Source organism: Arthrobacter sp. E1SS-5 (assembly GCF_057073715.1).
This window is the reverse complement of the sequence record NZ_CP172703.1, coordinates 1,879,989-1,893,675: the sequence shown is the minus strand read 5'-3', so window position 1 is coordinate 1,893,675 and position 13,687 is coordinate 1,879,989. Positions and strand designations below refer to the sequence as shown.

Here is a 13,687-nt window from a genome sequence, read left to right as displayed (position 1 = left end):
GCAGCGGTATGGCTTCACTACCCGCCCCGTGCTTGACGCCGGCAACCGCGACGGCGGCGCCGGGGCTGCTGCTGCTTGCTTAGACGGCTGCCGGGGCGAGCGTGAGGGCCTTGATGATGGCTTCGGTGACGTCCTCGGTGTTGGCGTCGCCTCCCACGTCGCGGGTCAGGTGACCGGCGCCGGTGGCTGCTTCAATGGCGGCTTCGACGCGGCGGGCTTCCTCGTGCAGGCCGAAGTGGTCCAGCATCAGGGCAGCGGAGGCGATGGCACCGATCGGGTTGCTGATGCCCTGGCCTGCGATGTCCGGGGCGGATCCGTGGACCGGTTCGAACATGGACGGGAAGCGGCGCTCCGGGTTCAGGTTGGCGCTGGCGGCCAGGCCGAGGCTGCCGGCGAGGGCGGAGCCGAGGTCGGAGAGGATGTCGGCGTTCAGGTTGGAGGCCACGACGACGGAGAGGTCCTCGGGCTTGAGGATGAACTTGGCGCTCATGGCATCCACCAGGACGCTTTCGGTCTGCACGTCCGGGTAGTCCAGGGCGACGCGGTTGAAGACTTCGTCCCACAGGACCATGCCGTACTGCTGGGCGTTGGACTTGGTGACCGAGGAGACCTTCTTGACCGTGCGCGTGCGGGCCAGGTCGAAGGCGAAGCGCATGATGCGTTCGCAGCCCTTTTCGGTGAACAATGCGGTCTGCAGGGCGACCTCGTTGCCAGGGCCGCGGCCGCTGAGGTTCCGGCCGCCAAGGCCGGCGTATTCGCCTTCGCTGTTTTCGCGGACCACAACCCAGTCGAGTTCGGTGTTGTCGGCCTTGCGTAGCGGGGACTGCACGCCGGGGAGGAACTTGACGGGGCGGATGTTGGCCCACTGGTCGAAGTTCTGGGTGATGTTCAGGCGCAGGCCCCAGAGGCTGATGTGGTCCGGGACGTTTTCCCAGCCAACGGCGCCGAAGTAGATGGCGTCGAAGTCCTTCAGGGCGTCCAGACCCTTGGGGTCCATCATCTGGCCCGTCTTGGCGTAGTACTCCGAGCCCCAGGGGAACTCGGTCCAGTCGAACGCGAACTTGCCGTTGGAGTTTTCGGCCAGGGCGTCCAGGACGCGGCGGCCTGCTGCGACAACTTCCTTGCCCACGCCGTCGGCGGGGATTGAAGCGATGTTGAACTTCTGGGTGTTGCTCATGGTGCTGTGTCTCCTCGTTGAGTGGGGTGTTTCCCTGTTATGGGGGTCACACCGTTCCTTCCTCATCAAGTAGACGTGCGGTAGCCCACATGCGTCCAAGACTAAGATTGAATGCGCTAAATAGGATCAGCCTATGGCTGCTCGTGAGGACGCACTTCTGGTCGGCTCGCGTGGAGCTCGGCAATTTGGAGAAATGCCTTTGCAGCCGGGGTAAGGTCCTGTTTACGGCTCAGAATTGCCACATCGAGGTCGGACACCGGCTCGATGAGAAGAGTGCGCAGCCCGGACCGATGCGCCAGCGGGGCCCAGGACGACGGCATGACGGCGTGTCCGACGCCGGCGAGGACCAGCGGCAGGATGGAAGTCCGGTGCGCCACCTCAACCACGATCTCTAAATCCACGCCGCGGGCCAGGGCATCGTCCACCATCCAGCGCATCAGAGAACCGCGCTGGCTCGCAATGAGCCGGTGGCCGGCCAGATCTTCCCGTGGAATCGCTGTTCCGGGCCGGAAAGTATCCGTGTGGGGGTTCACAATGAGGATCAGTGGCTGCCGTTCCAGTTCCAGCACCTGGACCCCGGGTACGCGTATAGGGTTGGGCGAGCCTGCCAGCCCGATCTCCGTGCTGCCGCTTCGCACAGATTCGATGACTTCCTCAGGAGTGAAGGCCGCAACCACGTTCAACCGAACCGATGGGTGCGAGCGGGTGAATCCGGCGATCATCGAAGTCAGAGGCTCAATCCCTGGAGAGGGCATCGTGATGATGTCCAGCTGGCCGCTGCGGACACCTCGCAGAGCCTGCACCGCGGACTGGGCGGCGTCGAGGTCCCTCATAACCAGCCGCGCAGGACCAACCAGTTCCTGACCGGCTTCGCTGAGGACAGCGCGGCGGCCGATCCGATGGAAGAGCGGGACGCCCAGATCTTTTTCAAGGCTGGCAATGGTCTGGGACAACGAAGGCTGCGCTATCAGCAGATGCTCTGCAGCCCGATTGAAGCCGTCATGATCCACAACGGCCAGGAAATACTTCAGCTTTCGCGTATCCACAGATTTGTCCTTTAAGGGAATCGAACACCAGCTTGCTCACCGACCGCAGCAGAGTTGATAGCCCATGCCTATCAACCATATTGATCCTTAGTCTTGGACGCACCCTCAGACGAGCCGGTCTAATTGGGAAACGACGGAGCACTTAGTCGAGTAGCCGCTTCGAGCTGTAGGCACTATCAAAGGCCACCATCATGTCTATCTCACATCTCCCAATGTTCCACGCAAGCATGTCCAACTACCTCCGCAAAGAGGTGAAAAGCTGGAGCCACCTGGCACCAGGTGACTCCGTTGTGCTGCTGACCTCGGACCGCTCAAACCCCCGAAGCTCCGGACTCGTCGACGAAATCTCCGATGACGGCCACTTCCTATGGCTGATTCAGGAAAACGGCGCCGGGCGGCGCCTCTTCCACCGGGCCGACGGGTACACAACACTTCTTGATTCCGACAGTCCCGTCCGGTCTTCCAACTCCTAGGGCCGCTTACTGCAGCCAGCAGGTACGGCCAACCGGGGCACCAACGGCCCGCACTCCCCCGCCTCCCACATCGCTAGACCGCTCATCCGCTCCTGGGCGACCTCCGGCAGTTGGCCGTGAACCGACCGTTGTCCGGGCCCCAGGGAAGGAATGGGGCAGGTTCATCATCGGCCCATCAGACGATCATGAGTTGTGAGCATCAGCTCGGCAACGTGCGTTGCCTCCCGGATGACGTATCGAGCCGCTTCCGTTGTCACCCCAGTGGGAAGCGTTCTGCCGTGGCCTGTACCTTGAAGGTTTCTCAGCTCATTGATCGCTATGACTGTCTTCTTAGCGGACCTATAGATTTCGCGGATTTGTCTTGTGCCTTCCGATGACTCACCGACGACTGCTGGCAGCAAAGACAATCGTTCGAATGAAAGATCAATCAGCCCGGGGAACGGGATACGGGGGTCAGGATATAAACCGCCTTCCTCGAGAACGAACTTGGCGATTGCCTCGATCAATTCCTTTGCTCCGCCGAGCAAAGCTGCTGGATCATCTATGTTTCTCCGCAACCGTTCTAGCTGCTCGTTCAAAGCGGGGCGTCCCCCAGTCTCTAAGTCGATCTTCCCCTGCTGCTGCAGTCGCCCATCGGCAGACAACCCCCAGCCAGCGTGCTCCAGTGCCGAACGTAGGCCTTCTACTCGTTGCGTGTCCTCAGGGGAGTTGAAGCTACCGTGGAGTCGAAGCGCATCGAGTAGCTCTTCAGTGAGCTTTCGGGCGGTGGCTACTTTGCGTGCCCCAACCCGCGAAACGGAGATTACGCGCTGCTGCTTGTTCGGAGTTTGCGTTGCCGGGTTGAAGGGGTCGTGTTCCGATAAACCGGTGGCCGTAAAAGCTTGTGTAAGTGCTGAATGTGAAGGTCCATCACCTCTGAAGAAGAACTGGCCAATGGCTGCGGCTATCTCGCCGTTCAAGGGTGCACTCATAGTCCAATTGTCTCTGAGGGAGTAGATGCATAAGCCGTCAAGCTTCCCGCTTGCCTTCCGCGCCCCCGGTGCCTTCAATGCAAACGCTAGCGCCACCAATGAATCTCAACAAACGATCCTTTGTCAGGACCGCAGTGCGCGCCTTGCTGTCACGTCTCCAAACGCCCTCTTTCCAATGATTCCGGTGAACATGGTCCGTCTCAGCAATGTGTCTCACATGCATTATTCTCAACAAAAGGAAAAGTTACCTTTGATGAGCAAGGGGTTGTCTTGGGAAGTATCGGATATTGTCAGTTTCCGAAGTCGTCTGCACGAATTTCCAAAGTCGTCTGCACAGCCCGGGTGACTAAGTCAACCTTTTTGACCCCAGCATGACGGTTATTTCTGGCCCCACTGAGGAACTTTGGTTGTCCTGTTCCCGCGGGTACCCTGCGGTGATGGATCCTTCATGTACCACTGCATAGACTGAGGCGCCGTCCTGTACTTCCCGCCCACGACGCGCTGGCGTAGCGTGAGGGCATGGTGGAGCAGACACGGTGCCATCCACTCGGACTGGTTCCTTTGATCCTGCTGCTGGCCGGATGCACCGGCGGCGGCACTCCGGCGCCGGACGCTCCGAGCGTCTCCCCGCCTTCGTCGTCCACGGCCCCAACCTCCGTCAAGGCACTGCCTCCGCCTGCCGGGCACTACGAGGCGGGATGCCTGCAGGGCCAGACCGACGCTGCGGGGTTCAGCCCATCCGGGGAAAGGCTCTTCAACGTCGATCCGCTGTTCATCAGGGACAACTTCTCCCAGACCAGCGATGGCACAACGCAGCTCATGAATGGCGTTCAATGGATGAAGAATCCGTACTGGCTGCGTGCCGGGCAAACGGTCACCGTCACCGTGGCGTCGGAGCAGCAAAAGACCGTGGGACTCGTGGCCGAGTACGGGGCGACGGAAGGCAACACGTCCGTGACCTTCACTGCGTGCCCGCCAGAGAAGACCCCGTACACCTGGTGGCCCGGCGGCTTTCTGGTCCACGGAACGGAGACCAGGTGCATCAGGCTGAGCGTGGAGGTGGCGGGGGCCGAGGGGGCCAGAAGGCCTGTCATCCCCGTGGGTTCCGCGCCGTGCCCCACGTCCTGGTGAGGTCTGAAGGATTCCGTCAACTATCGCGCCTGTGCTATTGCAAGTGCGGCAAGGTCGCGGGTAACGCGCTGGACTTCGTGCTCCCGGCGTGCCGAACGCTGGTTTTGTTGTACTAGGCGAGCTCTAGCTAAAGGTTTGTTTGGTGGGGTGGGAACAGGGATCCGTCCCCGCGGGGGAACCTCGCTGGAAGCTTCCTCGTTCCCCGGCATACTTGAACTCATACGCCCCCCTTGACGTCGCTTCCGGAAAGGCTCTCGGCCTTGCCCTTAGCAATCAGACTAGAAAGTCAGCGGCGACGACTGAAGCGACCCGCCCGTCAGTGAGGACCTTCTTGTTCCAATCTTGAGTCTGGCCACTCCACATCCCTGTACGTCATACCAACTGTGACGACGTACGGAATGCCCCCCGAGAGACTTTCAGTAGCCCGCGGAAGACAGCCGCCTGCATCGACGAAGATGTCCCGTTACTCTCAGCCTTGGGGGTAGCTGGAGTAGCGGGACGTTTCACCATAACAGAGCGCACTCTCGGATGACTGGGACACGCTCCGAGCAACTGCGCCCAAGTGGTTACGATGTTTGAGAAACGGGGATGTCGCAGCTACTGAGTGCCCGATGCTCAACGCGGCGCTGACCGTCCGGGCGCCTGCTGTTCTCTAGCCCTGGAGGAACGATCATCCGGAGACAAGGAGGAGACCGCTTTTGGGGATCCCTCGCCCACCAGCCGCAGTCCTACCCGACACGGCCGACACGAGACTGCTAATTGAGCTGACAAGCCACGCGAATGACCTCTCTGAAGCCGCGCAGGCCCTGGATTGCGCACTGACCTCAGGAGAGGACTCAGCGCTGTGGATGCCGCTGACCTCCCATGCTGTCACGGCCTATATCCGTCCCTTCATAGACTCCAACGTCCGAACCCGCCTGGACAAGATGTCAATGGTCCCACCCATTCCCGCGCACCTCCAAGCAGTGCATGACCTCATTCGGAACTACCGCAACACCACGGTCGCGCACTCACAATCGACACTGGTGATGCCATTGCCGGTAGCGATTCTCGATGACCAGGGAAAAGGCGTCGATGTCATGGGTGTTTCTCTCACCCACCAGATGCCGTTGGCCCTGGCTGAGGGTCTCAGCGACCTTATCGGAACCGTGGAAGACATCGTCGAGGAGGCAACGCAGCCGGTGCTTGACCGGTTGCGGACCTGGCTCAAGGGGCAAGACGCCACCGCTATCGGCAGCTGGCAGCTACCGGTGATCAACGAAGCCCTCGACGCGGATTTCACCTCTGCTCATCGAAGAAAACGGACCCCCCAGTTCACGATGTATTGGCGCACTTGGGAGCAGGAACGCCCGTAATGGCACTTCTTCGGAGCTAGGCCGGTCACTCGTCGTGGAAGCGCCAGCCTCCGTCCTTTGTGAAGGTCGCGATAGCTGAACCCTGACCGAAGGCGGGTTTGGGGTCAGGTGAGAAGAGCAAAGCTGCACTAATGCACTCCAGACCCCGCAACGCGTTTTTTGCCTTGGCCAGGGCGTGAACGAAGTCCAGGCCGTCCACCGTGAAGCAGCCCGCACTCACGTCCGTTAGGTATTCGAGGAAGTACGGCATACCGAAAGCCTGACTGCTCGGCCCGTTCCCAGCTATGGTCCAAAGACCCGGCTTGTTGAACCAAGATTCCAGGGTGGGATCTAGACCTCAGGTGCAGTACGAAACCTTCCTCCACGGGAAGACGCTCTTCTTGGGTCCGACGGTGCCCCGCCCACCGTTAGACGGCAGCTTTGGAGGCTGGGGCCCATAAACAGCTCGTCGCCGGACCGGGAAACGCGGCCCCTAATCAGCAGATTAGGGAGCTGTAATGCTCCTTGGGAAAGACAGAGGATCCTAGGCTGGACAACAAGGTTACATTTGGTTTTCCCGGGGACAGGTTCTGGGTCAAGTTGTGGCCGGCGTCGAGAGGTCCTGAGGAGAGATATCTCTGGAGACTCAGCGGCCACCCCCAGCCGGCGCCGGCCACCTCCATGGCGCCGGGCGGCCTTGACCAAGCGCAAGAGCCATCAGTTAAACCGAGTCCGGCGACGCGCAGCACTGGGTGCGGTGCAGAATCCGTGGCACGGCCACTTATTGCGTTGCTTTTCGGTCCCGGATCCTTGTCCCTCCTCTAAACAGCTACAGTGTTGCCGGAGGCAGCGTGGCTTCAGGACCTTCTGCCATCAGTTTCTGCTGTGTGAAGGGAAGGAGGATAGCCGTGGAGTTCGCTCGCGTCGTGGGTTTCCTTTCAGACGCCCTGCAGGACCGGCCCGGCAGCGTACGAGGCCTCAGCCCCGATGAGCTGTATGGTCTCTACATCAGCTGGTGCCTTATGAACGATACGATAATCGAGCCTCCAGAAGCCCTGTGGGACGGCTTGAGAGCGTGGGGCATCGACCCTGCGAGTAACCACCTGGCCATGAAAGGCCCTGTAGCCGTGGACTACATCATCGCCAGCGCCCCCAGCATCCTTTAAGCGGCTGTGGTGCTTAACGGCCCAGGACCTCGTCTACGACCCAGGAAAGAATAAGAGCGTCATGCCTGCCCGGATCTAAAAGACCATATAGGTAGGCTTCGAACTCAACAGAATCAGCATCCCCACCCTTGGCAAAGTACTTCACCCAAAGGTCCGCGACACTGACAGCGCTGCACTCAACCAACGCCAAGGCAGCAAAACGTGGGTCTTTCATGACGGCTCTCCAGTACTACCGCCTCAACGCCCGGGGCGGCCAGATCATCACGCCCTGGCCCCACTGTAGGAGTCAATACCAGTCTGGAACAATCCCTCTCGACCGTCACCCCCTGCAACCCTAAAAATCACAGAGACTTGGCCCCGCCCCGTGCTGCAAAATCCGGTTGATTTGCGAGGTCATAGAGGATCTCCCGGCGATGAACGCAGGCTAAAAGACCCAGCCAGTAAAGGAAGCCCCGCGCCCCTCCAAGGGCAGGCATTCATTCGGTCATCAGGTTTGCTCGGAACAGGGGGTGGAGCCGGCGATGGCTGGGGAGGCATTCGTGGTCTCAGCCGAATGCCCTCACCGCCAGCTCCTGCCATGACCATACGGACTCTGCCTGGTTCCTTCCCGCGTAATCGGTACGCGTTTCCCAGCAACAAGGTACTCGGGTCCCTGCCTCAGTCCTTCACATCGATGATGGGTTGACCAACCTAAACCTTGGCCAGCGCCTGGGCGCCCGCCGCTCACTACAACGTTGACGATCCATTCTCGAAAACGAAGGATTTCAAGAACGCATCGAATTGAGAATCGCGGGCCGGCTCGCTTTATCGCAGTCACGCGACGCCCTGGCGCGGAAAACTGGCTCGATGATGAAATCCCGACAGCCCCGCGTCGGTTCTCACAAATAGTTCTCAAAACGGTACAGTCGATCTAAGACCCCGAACCGAGTTTTGAGAAGAGAAAGCCCCTAATGGCCGCACACCGCATCGGCTACGCCCGGGTCTCCACTCGGGACCAAAACCTAGACCTGCAGGTCGAAGCCCTGAATGAGGCCGGATGCGACAAGATCTACAAAGACACCATCAGCGGCACCAAGTCCCAACGCCCCGGTCTCGACCAGGCGCTGGACAACCTGCGCGACGGTGACACTCTGGTGGTGTGGAAGCTGGACCGTTTGGGCCGGAGCGTGAAAGACCTCCTGGACTTCGCCGGCGGACTGAGCGACCGCGGCGTCGGATTCATCAGCCTCACTGACGCCATCGACACCACAACGGTCTCCGGACGCTTCTTTTTCAACGTCATGGCTTCCCTGGCCCAGATGGAACGGGAACTCATGGTCGAACGCACGCAGGCCGGCCTGCAGGCCGCCCGCCAACAAGGACGGGTCGGCGGCCGCAAACGCATCATGACGGATGCCAAGATCCGCTCAGCCCGCAAACTCCTCAAACAAGGAACACCGCCACGGGAGGTCGCCGACACCCTGGGAGTCTCCGTACCCACCCTCTACCGATGGGTCCCGGCAACCGGAGAACCCCAGGCGCCAAAGAAGTAGTTCCGGCAGCTTGGTGCAGAGGACTATTGAGCAAAATGCAGTCTTGTGCAGGGCACTTCTGACATTTCAATGTCCATACTCGTCTGCACAACCCCGGAATTCCGCGGGCGCTTGTGCAGCCGACTTGTGAAAACGACAATGCCCGGGTCAGCACCGCAGATCAGAACGCGGCCCTGCAGCACGCGGCGTTAGAAGCCGCGGGCTGCCACCCGATCTTCACTGACCACGGCGTCAGTGGGACCACCAGGAGGCGGCCAGAGCTAGAGAAGATGCTCGAACATCTCCGGGACGGTGACGAGGTCGTCGTATGGAAGCTCGACCGTCTGGGGCGCAACACCCGAAACCTGCTGGCCCTTATCGACGACTTAGAGCGCAGGGGCGTACATTTCCGCAGCATCACGGAAGGCATCAGCACAACAGGACCAATGGGTAGGGCCATGCTCACCGTTATGTCTGCGTTCGCCCAGCTTGAGCGTGACCAGCTCATTGAGCGAACCAGGGCGGGGATGGTTTCGGCGGCGGCAAACGGTCGGAAGGCGGGGCGCCGGGAAATTACGGCGTCCCACCCTAAGGTCAAGCGCACCGGCCAGCTGAAGGCTCAGGGTCTCGCGCCGGACGATATCGGAAAGATTATCGGCGCCAGCCGGGCTACGGTGTACCGCTATCTACGCATGGAAAGCAACGACGGGACCTGATCAGCTGAAACCGCGTGAGCAGTGCACGGATCCGTATTTACCTTCAGGGCTAGTCTCATTGGCATGAGTCAGACCCTCTGCTGATATAAGAAAGACATGGATCTGGCGGACGATGCGACAAACAAAGTTTTGACCCTTTTTGCTGCCGGTGGCGCCGCCGTAGTGGCACTCTTGGCCCTTGTAGTGAGCGTTATAGCCCTGGTGAGGACTTGGCACCGGCCGCGGCCGGAGCTTGTACTCAGGCCTACGTGGAGGGAAGCTCCGCGGGCAGAAGGCCCATACTTCGCCTACTACTTCGACATTGCCAATGTCGGAAGCGGCCCGGCTATGAACGTTGAGCTGACCGTTGAAGCTCCATCTCTGAGCCTGTCTAGCAACCCTCGCGTCAAGACGGCAACCAAGGGAGACCACCTTATAGATCAGGACGAACTGAGCGGACGACAAGAGATACTTGCAAGCGGTGGCAAGATGCGAATACCCGTCTGGTTTTACGACCGGCAGCAGTCCGGAATCAACCCCAAGAACGAACGCGTCAGGTTCCTTACAGAGGGCGTGAAAATCAAAGCCGAGTACAGCTTTCCTCCCAAGTTACTGAAACGCCGAGCGAAAGAATTTGATCTCGATGCCGAAGTTCATCGGGTACCGGTGGGTTAGGGCCAATTCGAAGGTCTTGGCTCCTGTTGCATCAGCCACGTATGGGTTAGTACGTCGAGAGAATGAATGAGTAGATGGGTTTATGAGCAGCACTCCCCCGAAGCCCCGCACGTCAGATGACACTCCGGGTAGACGAAACCTGTCAGCCTACTTCCAATCTTGGTCTCCGCGAGAAGTGATTCTTCTCGCCGTTGCTTGTCTCGGAGTACTCGCGGCCATCGCCTTTGGCATTGCCTGGGGCACACACTTGGTGCCGCTGGAAACGGTCTGGGGACCAGTAGCGTCCTGGGTAAATGTAGGAGTGACTGCGCTCGGTTTCATCGTCGCCGGCCTTACCTTCTATCTCAGGTTTCGAGAAGTTGCTCAGAACGATGACCAGAAAAAGGGCGAAAAAGAAAAGGAAGACCTGAATAATACCTACGAGCTCCACCAACTGACGGCCATTGAAGCCCAGCGCATGCAGGAAGAGGCTTCTATGGTGAAGCTGGAGCTATGGCCTACCGTGGCTGGCCCTTCGGATCTCCCCGGTTGGGAGCGGAAATATAAAGTGCAACTCCTCGTTACAAACCCGACAGGCAAGCGGCTGAGTGACATCATTCTCCGACTTCCCCTGGTTACCACACATTATGGGGAATATTCCGAGACTTCCCTCACCTTGGGAGAGTCAGCTGAGAGCAGGTTCTCCTCAGGGCTCCTTGATCCTTGGTTTGCCGGAAATCTGACAAAAGGCTATGGTCAACGCCCCGACATGACCGGGCCGATGGGCGCATATGAAGCGTTGAATGGCAAAGCTGCTCTGTCGTTTCGAATCGGCGGCGCCCGTTGGAATTTGGTGTTTGACGCGACTGGTCAGCAGCGCCCTACCTTGGCTCTGGACTAATTCCAGGCCGCATTAGGCTTGCCCTGATTATTGATTGCCACGAGAACAGCATCAACCAGTCCCAAAGCATTTTGCGCGAGAAGATTTAGCGCCCGTAGTCAGAGTCCTGCTGTCGGTGCTGTTTTACCGTCCGCTGTTGAGTTGCTGTGGCGGTACCTGCTACAGTCGCCGTGGTGGACTGCTCGGGGAAAGACGCCTTTATCAGGCGGTGCATCCTTTCCAGTCGGGGGTCGATTTCGGCGGGAGGCTCAGCCTGCGGTTGTTCCTCCGGTTTTGCTGCGTCGGCCATGAGTTGGTCGATGCGGGCGGAGTTAGCTTGGGCAGCTTTGAGCGCGTTGGCGTGCTTGAACGGCTCCGCCAGTGCTTTTTCTGCCTGTTCGACTCGAGATAGAGCTTCTTGGCGACGTGACTCCACCTCCGCGGCGAGCCGTGGCAGGGAGGCAACTCTGTTTTCGAGTTGTCGGATGGCGCCGATGTCAGCGGAGAGCAGGCTCCTGCGGGCGACCTGGGTTGTTGCCCTAGGTACGCCTTCGATGCGCACTTCTACGGTGGCGTGGTCGAGGTCCCGGGCGGGGACGAGTTTTGCGCGGAGTTCGTGGCCGCCAAGGGTGGCGATGGTTCCGAGTTCGTCGTACCCGTAGAGATTCATGAGGCGGTGACCGTGTTTGCCGGCCCATGCCCGGAGAGCTTCGGCCGCATCGCCGCGGTTTTCGACGGCCTTCCCGTCGATGGTGGCCTTGAAAGCATCGGCGGTGGTGTCAATGGTCCGAGCTGCTGCTGCTTGGATCAGGCCCTCATCACCCCGACATTCCTGTTCGGGGAGATACCGCTTGGTGGGTGGGTCTTCGCCGTGCTCGCCCTCGTTGTGGCCAGACCCCTGGCACTGCTGGTGTCTTTCATCGGCGCCAAACTTAGCCTCGGGGAACAGGTCACGGCGATGTGGTTCGGACCCAAAGGCTTTGCCTCAGTTGTCTACGGCCTGATCATCCTCGAATCGGGCATTGCCTTGGCCGACCAGATCTACCACCTGGTCGCCTTGGTCATCGTCCTTTCCATTCTCTCCCACTCCTCCACCGACGTGGTCATCGCGCGCCGGTTCGCCCGCAATCAAGAGCCAACGCCAGCTGCCGCCAGGGGTTGACGGAAGCGGCCGCATGGTCTTAAGCCGCGCCGAAGAGGGCTCTGTGCGACAACGTCGATCCCCCGCTCCGACGTCTCTTCTGCACGCCAAGGATTGGGAGAACCAGTCCCGGCCTCCAAGTGAGAAGACTGGCATTTCCCGCCAAGCCAAATTGGGCGGCGATACCCAGTTACTGTGCTTCCTGCGGGGACTGCGCCGGCCTAGATGCACTGCCCAGGCAGGTTGATTAAGCGGCTGATGGGCGGGTGGCCTCCGATTGCGGTGTGGGGCCTGTGGTGATTGTAGTGGTGCAGCCATGCCGGGAGGGCGTTTCTGCGGGCTGATTCGGTGGCGTAGAAGCGTTTGAATGCCCATCCGTCGGCGAGGGTTCGGTGGAAGCGTTCGATCTTTCCGTTGGTCTGGGGGCGGTAGGGCCGGGTCTTCTTTGCCCTGATGTCCAGCTCGCGGCAGGCGTCGCGCCAGAGATGTGATTTGTAGGCCGCCCCGTTGTCGGAGAGGACCCGTTTGACGGTGACGCCGCGGGCAGCGAACCAGGATACAGCTCTTTGCAGGACCGCTACTGCGGTGGCCGCTGTTTCGTCGCTGTGGATCTCTGCGTAGGCGACCCTGGAGTGGTCGTCGATGACCGTGTGGACATAGGCGGTCCCGATCAGCGGCTCGCGGTTTCTGCTGCGCGGCTTGTCCGGGGTTCCTGCCCGGTTCCGGCCTCCTTGCTGCCGGCCGACGTAACGCCAGCCGCCGCCGTCGGGGATATTGCCGAGCTTCTTCACATCGACATGGATCATCGCTCCGGGAGTCTCGTGTTCGTAGCGGCGGATGACTTCTCCGGTGCGCTTGTCCACGTGATGAAGGCGGTTCAGTCGGCACCGGACCAAGACCGCGTGCACCGTCGAGGCCGGCATGGCCAGTTTCGCTCCGATCGCGACCGGGCCCAGCCGCTGCTTCCAGCGCAGGTGCACAACTTTGCGCACCAGCTGCTGCGGCGTCCGGTTCGCCACCCTGTAAGGGCGGGAGGACCTGTCAGCCATACCTGCCTCACCCATCGCGGCGTAACGGGCCGCCCACCGTTTCGCGGTCGGCCAGGAGCAGTTGAACTGCTCGGCAGCCCGGGATACCGGCCAGCCATGGTCCACGACCAGACGCGCGACGCGTAAACGTTGGCGTGGAGTCAAAGCGGCATTAGCGTGGGACATGAGGACCTCCTGGTCGCTGCAGCGGTTGTCTAAGCAACTCCACTGTGCAACCGGAGGTCCTCACCTTTGGCTCAACGACTCCAGCGAGTCATCACATTCACCGAACCAACGTCCCTGGGCAGTACACCTAGAAAGCTGAGCGTCAGCACCTTGGGGGCATAGGCAACGGCCCAGATTTCAGCATCAAATGTTCCCAGTTAACTGTTGTTCCTATGCATGCTTTGCGGTTCAATGGACATATGGGTGTCACCACGCGGTGCTTTGGATCCCATCCCGATGGCACGTTAAAGCGAT

The 13,687-nt window shown here is 60.3% G+C and carries 15 protein-coding genes; 9 read left to right on the top strand and 6 right to left on the bottom strand.

The annotated features are described in order from the left end of the window. Window positions 1–79 precede the first annotated feature (79 nt). Window positions 80–1,177: a tartrate dehydrogenase gene (locus ACIGJD_RS08775; protein ID WP_483689168.1), complete on the bottom strand. Its 1,098-nt coding sequence runs from the start codon at window positions 1,175–1,177 to the stop codon at window positions 80–82. A gap of 131 nt (window positions 1,178–1,308) precedes the next feature. After that, window positions 1,309–2,223 (bottom strand): LysR family transcriptional regulator, encoded by a 915-nt coding sequence (locus ACIGJD_RS08770; RefSeq protein ID WP_483689167.1) that lies wholly within the window; start codon window positions 2,221–2,223, stop codon window positions 1,309–1,311. A 191-nt stretch (window positions 2,224–2,414) separates the two neighbouring features. Here ACIGJD_RS08770 and ACIGJD_RS08765 point away from each other — a divergent pair, with 191 nt between their 5' ends. Next, the gene (locus ACIGJD_RS08765; protein WP_483689166.1) at window positions 2,415–2,696 is read left to right on the top strand and encodes a hypothetical protein; all 282 of its coding nucleotides are present in this window, start codon (window positions 2,415–2,417) and stop codon (window positions 2,694–2,696) included. Between the two features lie 164 nt (window positions 2,697–2,860). On the opposite strand, the gene ACIGJD_RS08760 is transcribed toward ACIGJD_RS08765, so the two are convergent. Beyond that, window positions 2,861–3,667 carry an abortive infection family protein gene (locus ACIGJD_RS08760; protein ID WP_483689165.1) on the bottom strand — a complete coding sequence of 269 codons (807 nt, stop codon included), beginning with the start codon at window positions 3,665–3,667 and terminating at the stop codon, window positions 2,861–2,863. Between the two features lie 519 nt (window positions 3,668–4,186). Between ACIGJD_RS08760 and ACIGJD_RS08755 the strand changes: the two genes are divergently transcribed. Together ACIGJD_RS08755 and ACIGJD_RS08750 are read left to right on the top strand one after the other, a co-directional pair. Continuing rightward, entirely contained in the window at window positions 4,187–4,798 is a 612-nt protein-coding gene (locus tag ACIGJD_RS08755; protein ID WP_286404799.1) for a hypothetical protein, read from the top strand. 848 nt (window positions 4,799–5,646) lie between these two features. Then, the gene (locus tag ACIGJD_RS08750) at window positions 5,647–6,153 is read left to right on the top strand and encodes a hypothetical protein (RefSeq protein WP_483689164.1); all 507 of its coding nucleotides are present in this window, start codon (window positions 5,647–5,649) and stop codon (window positions 6,151–6,153) included. 25 nt (window positions 6,154–6,178) lie between these two features. Here the strand turns inward: ACIGJD_RS08750 and ACIGJD_RS08745 are convergent, their stop codons facing one another. Beyond that, the gene (locus ACIGJD_RS08745) at window positions 6,179–6,403 is read right to left on the bottom strand and encodes a hypothetical protein (protein ID WP_286404796.1); all 225 of its coding nucleotides are present in this window, start codon (window positions 6,401–6,403) and stop codon (window positions 6,179–6,181) included. A gap of 751 nt (window positions 6,404–7,154) precedes the next feature. Here ACIGJD_RS08745 and ACIGJD_RS08740 point away from each other — a divergent pair. From ACIGJD_RS08740 to ACIGJD_RS08720, 5 genes are all read left to right on the top strand, one after another. Then, entirely contained in the window at window positions 7,155–7,298 is a 144-nt protein-coding gene (locus tag ACIGJD_RS08740; protein ID WP_483689163.1) for a hypothetical protein, read from the top strand. Between the two features lie 950 nt (window positions 7,299–8,248). Beyond that, entirely contained in the window at window positions 8,249–8,830 is a 582-nt protein-coding gene (locus ACIGJD_RS08735; protein WP_483689162.1) for a recombinase family protein, read from the top strand. A gap of 113 nt (window positions 8,831–8,943) precedes the next feature. Beyond that, window positions 8,944–9,525: a recombinase family protein gene (locus ACIGJD_RS08730; RefSeq protein ID WP_483689161.1), complete on the top strand. Its 582-nt coding sequence runs from the start codon at window positions 8,944–8,946 to the stop codon at window positions 9,523–9,525. A gap of 96 nt (window positions 9,526–9,621) precedes the next feature. Then, window positions 9,622–10,179 carry a hypothetical protein gene (locus ACIGJD_RS08725; RefSeq protein WP_483689160.1) on the top strand — a complete coding sequence of 186 codons (558 nt, stop codon included), beginning with the start codon at window positions 9,622–9,624 and terminating at the stop codon, window positions 10,177–10,179. Between the two features lie 301 nt (window positions 10,180–10,480). After that, window positions 10,481–11,059 (top strand): hypothetical protein, encoded by a 579-nt coding sequence (locus ACIGJD_RS08720; protein WP_483689159.1) that lies wholly within the window; start codon window positions 10,481–10,483, stop codon window positions 11,057–11,059. Between the two features lie 85 nt (window positions 11,060–11,144). Here ACIGJD_RS08720 and ACIGJD_RS08715 read toward each other — a convergent pair whose 3' ends face one another. After that, on the bottom strand, window positions 11,145–11,708 hold the full coding sequence (locus ACIGJD_RS08715) for a hypothetical protein (protein WP_483689158.1): 564 nt from the start codon (window positions 11,706–11,708) through the stop codon (window positions 11,145–11,147). A 6-nt stretch (window positions 11,709–11,714) separates the two neighbouring features. Between ACIGJD_RS08715 and ACIGJD_RS08710 the strand changes: the two genes are divergently transcribed. Further along, the gene (locus ACIGJD_RS08710) at window positions 11,715–12,200 is read left to right on the top strand and encodes a hypothetical protein (protein ID WP_483689157.1); all 486 of its coding nucleotides are present in this window, start codon (window positions 11,715–11,717) and stop codon (window positions 12,198–12,200) included. 200 nt (window positions 12,201–12,400) lie between these two features. Here ACIGJD_RS08710 and ACIGJD_RS08705 read toward each other — a convergent pair whose 3' ends face one another. Next, window positions 12,401–13,393, bottom strand: a complete 993-nt coding sequence (locus tag ACIGJD_RS08705) for an IS481 family transposase (RefSeq protein WP_483689156.1) — start codon at window positions 13,391–13,393, stop codon at window positions 12,401–12,403. Window positions 13,394–13,687: the final 294 nt, after the last annotated feature.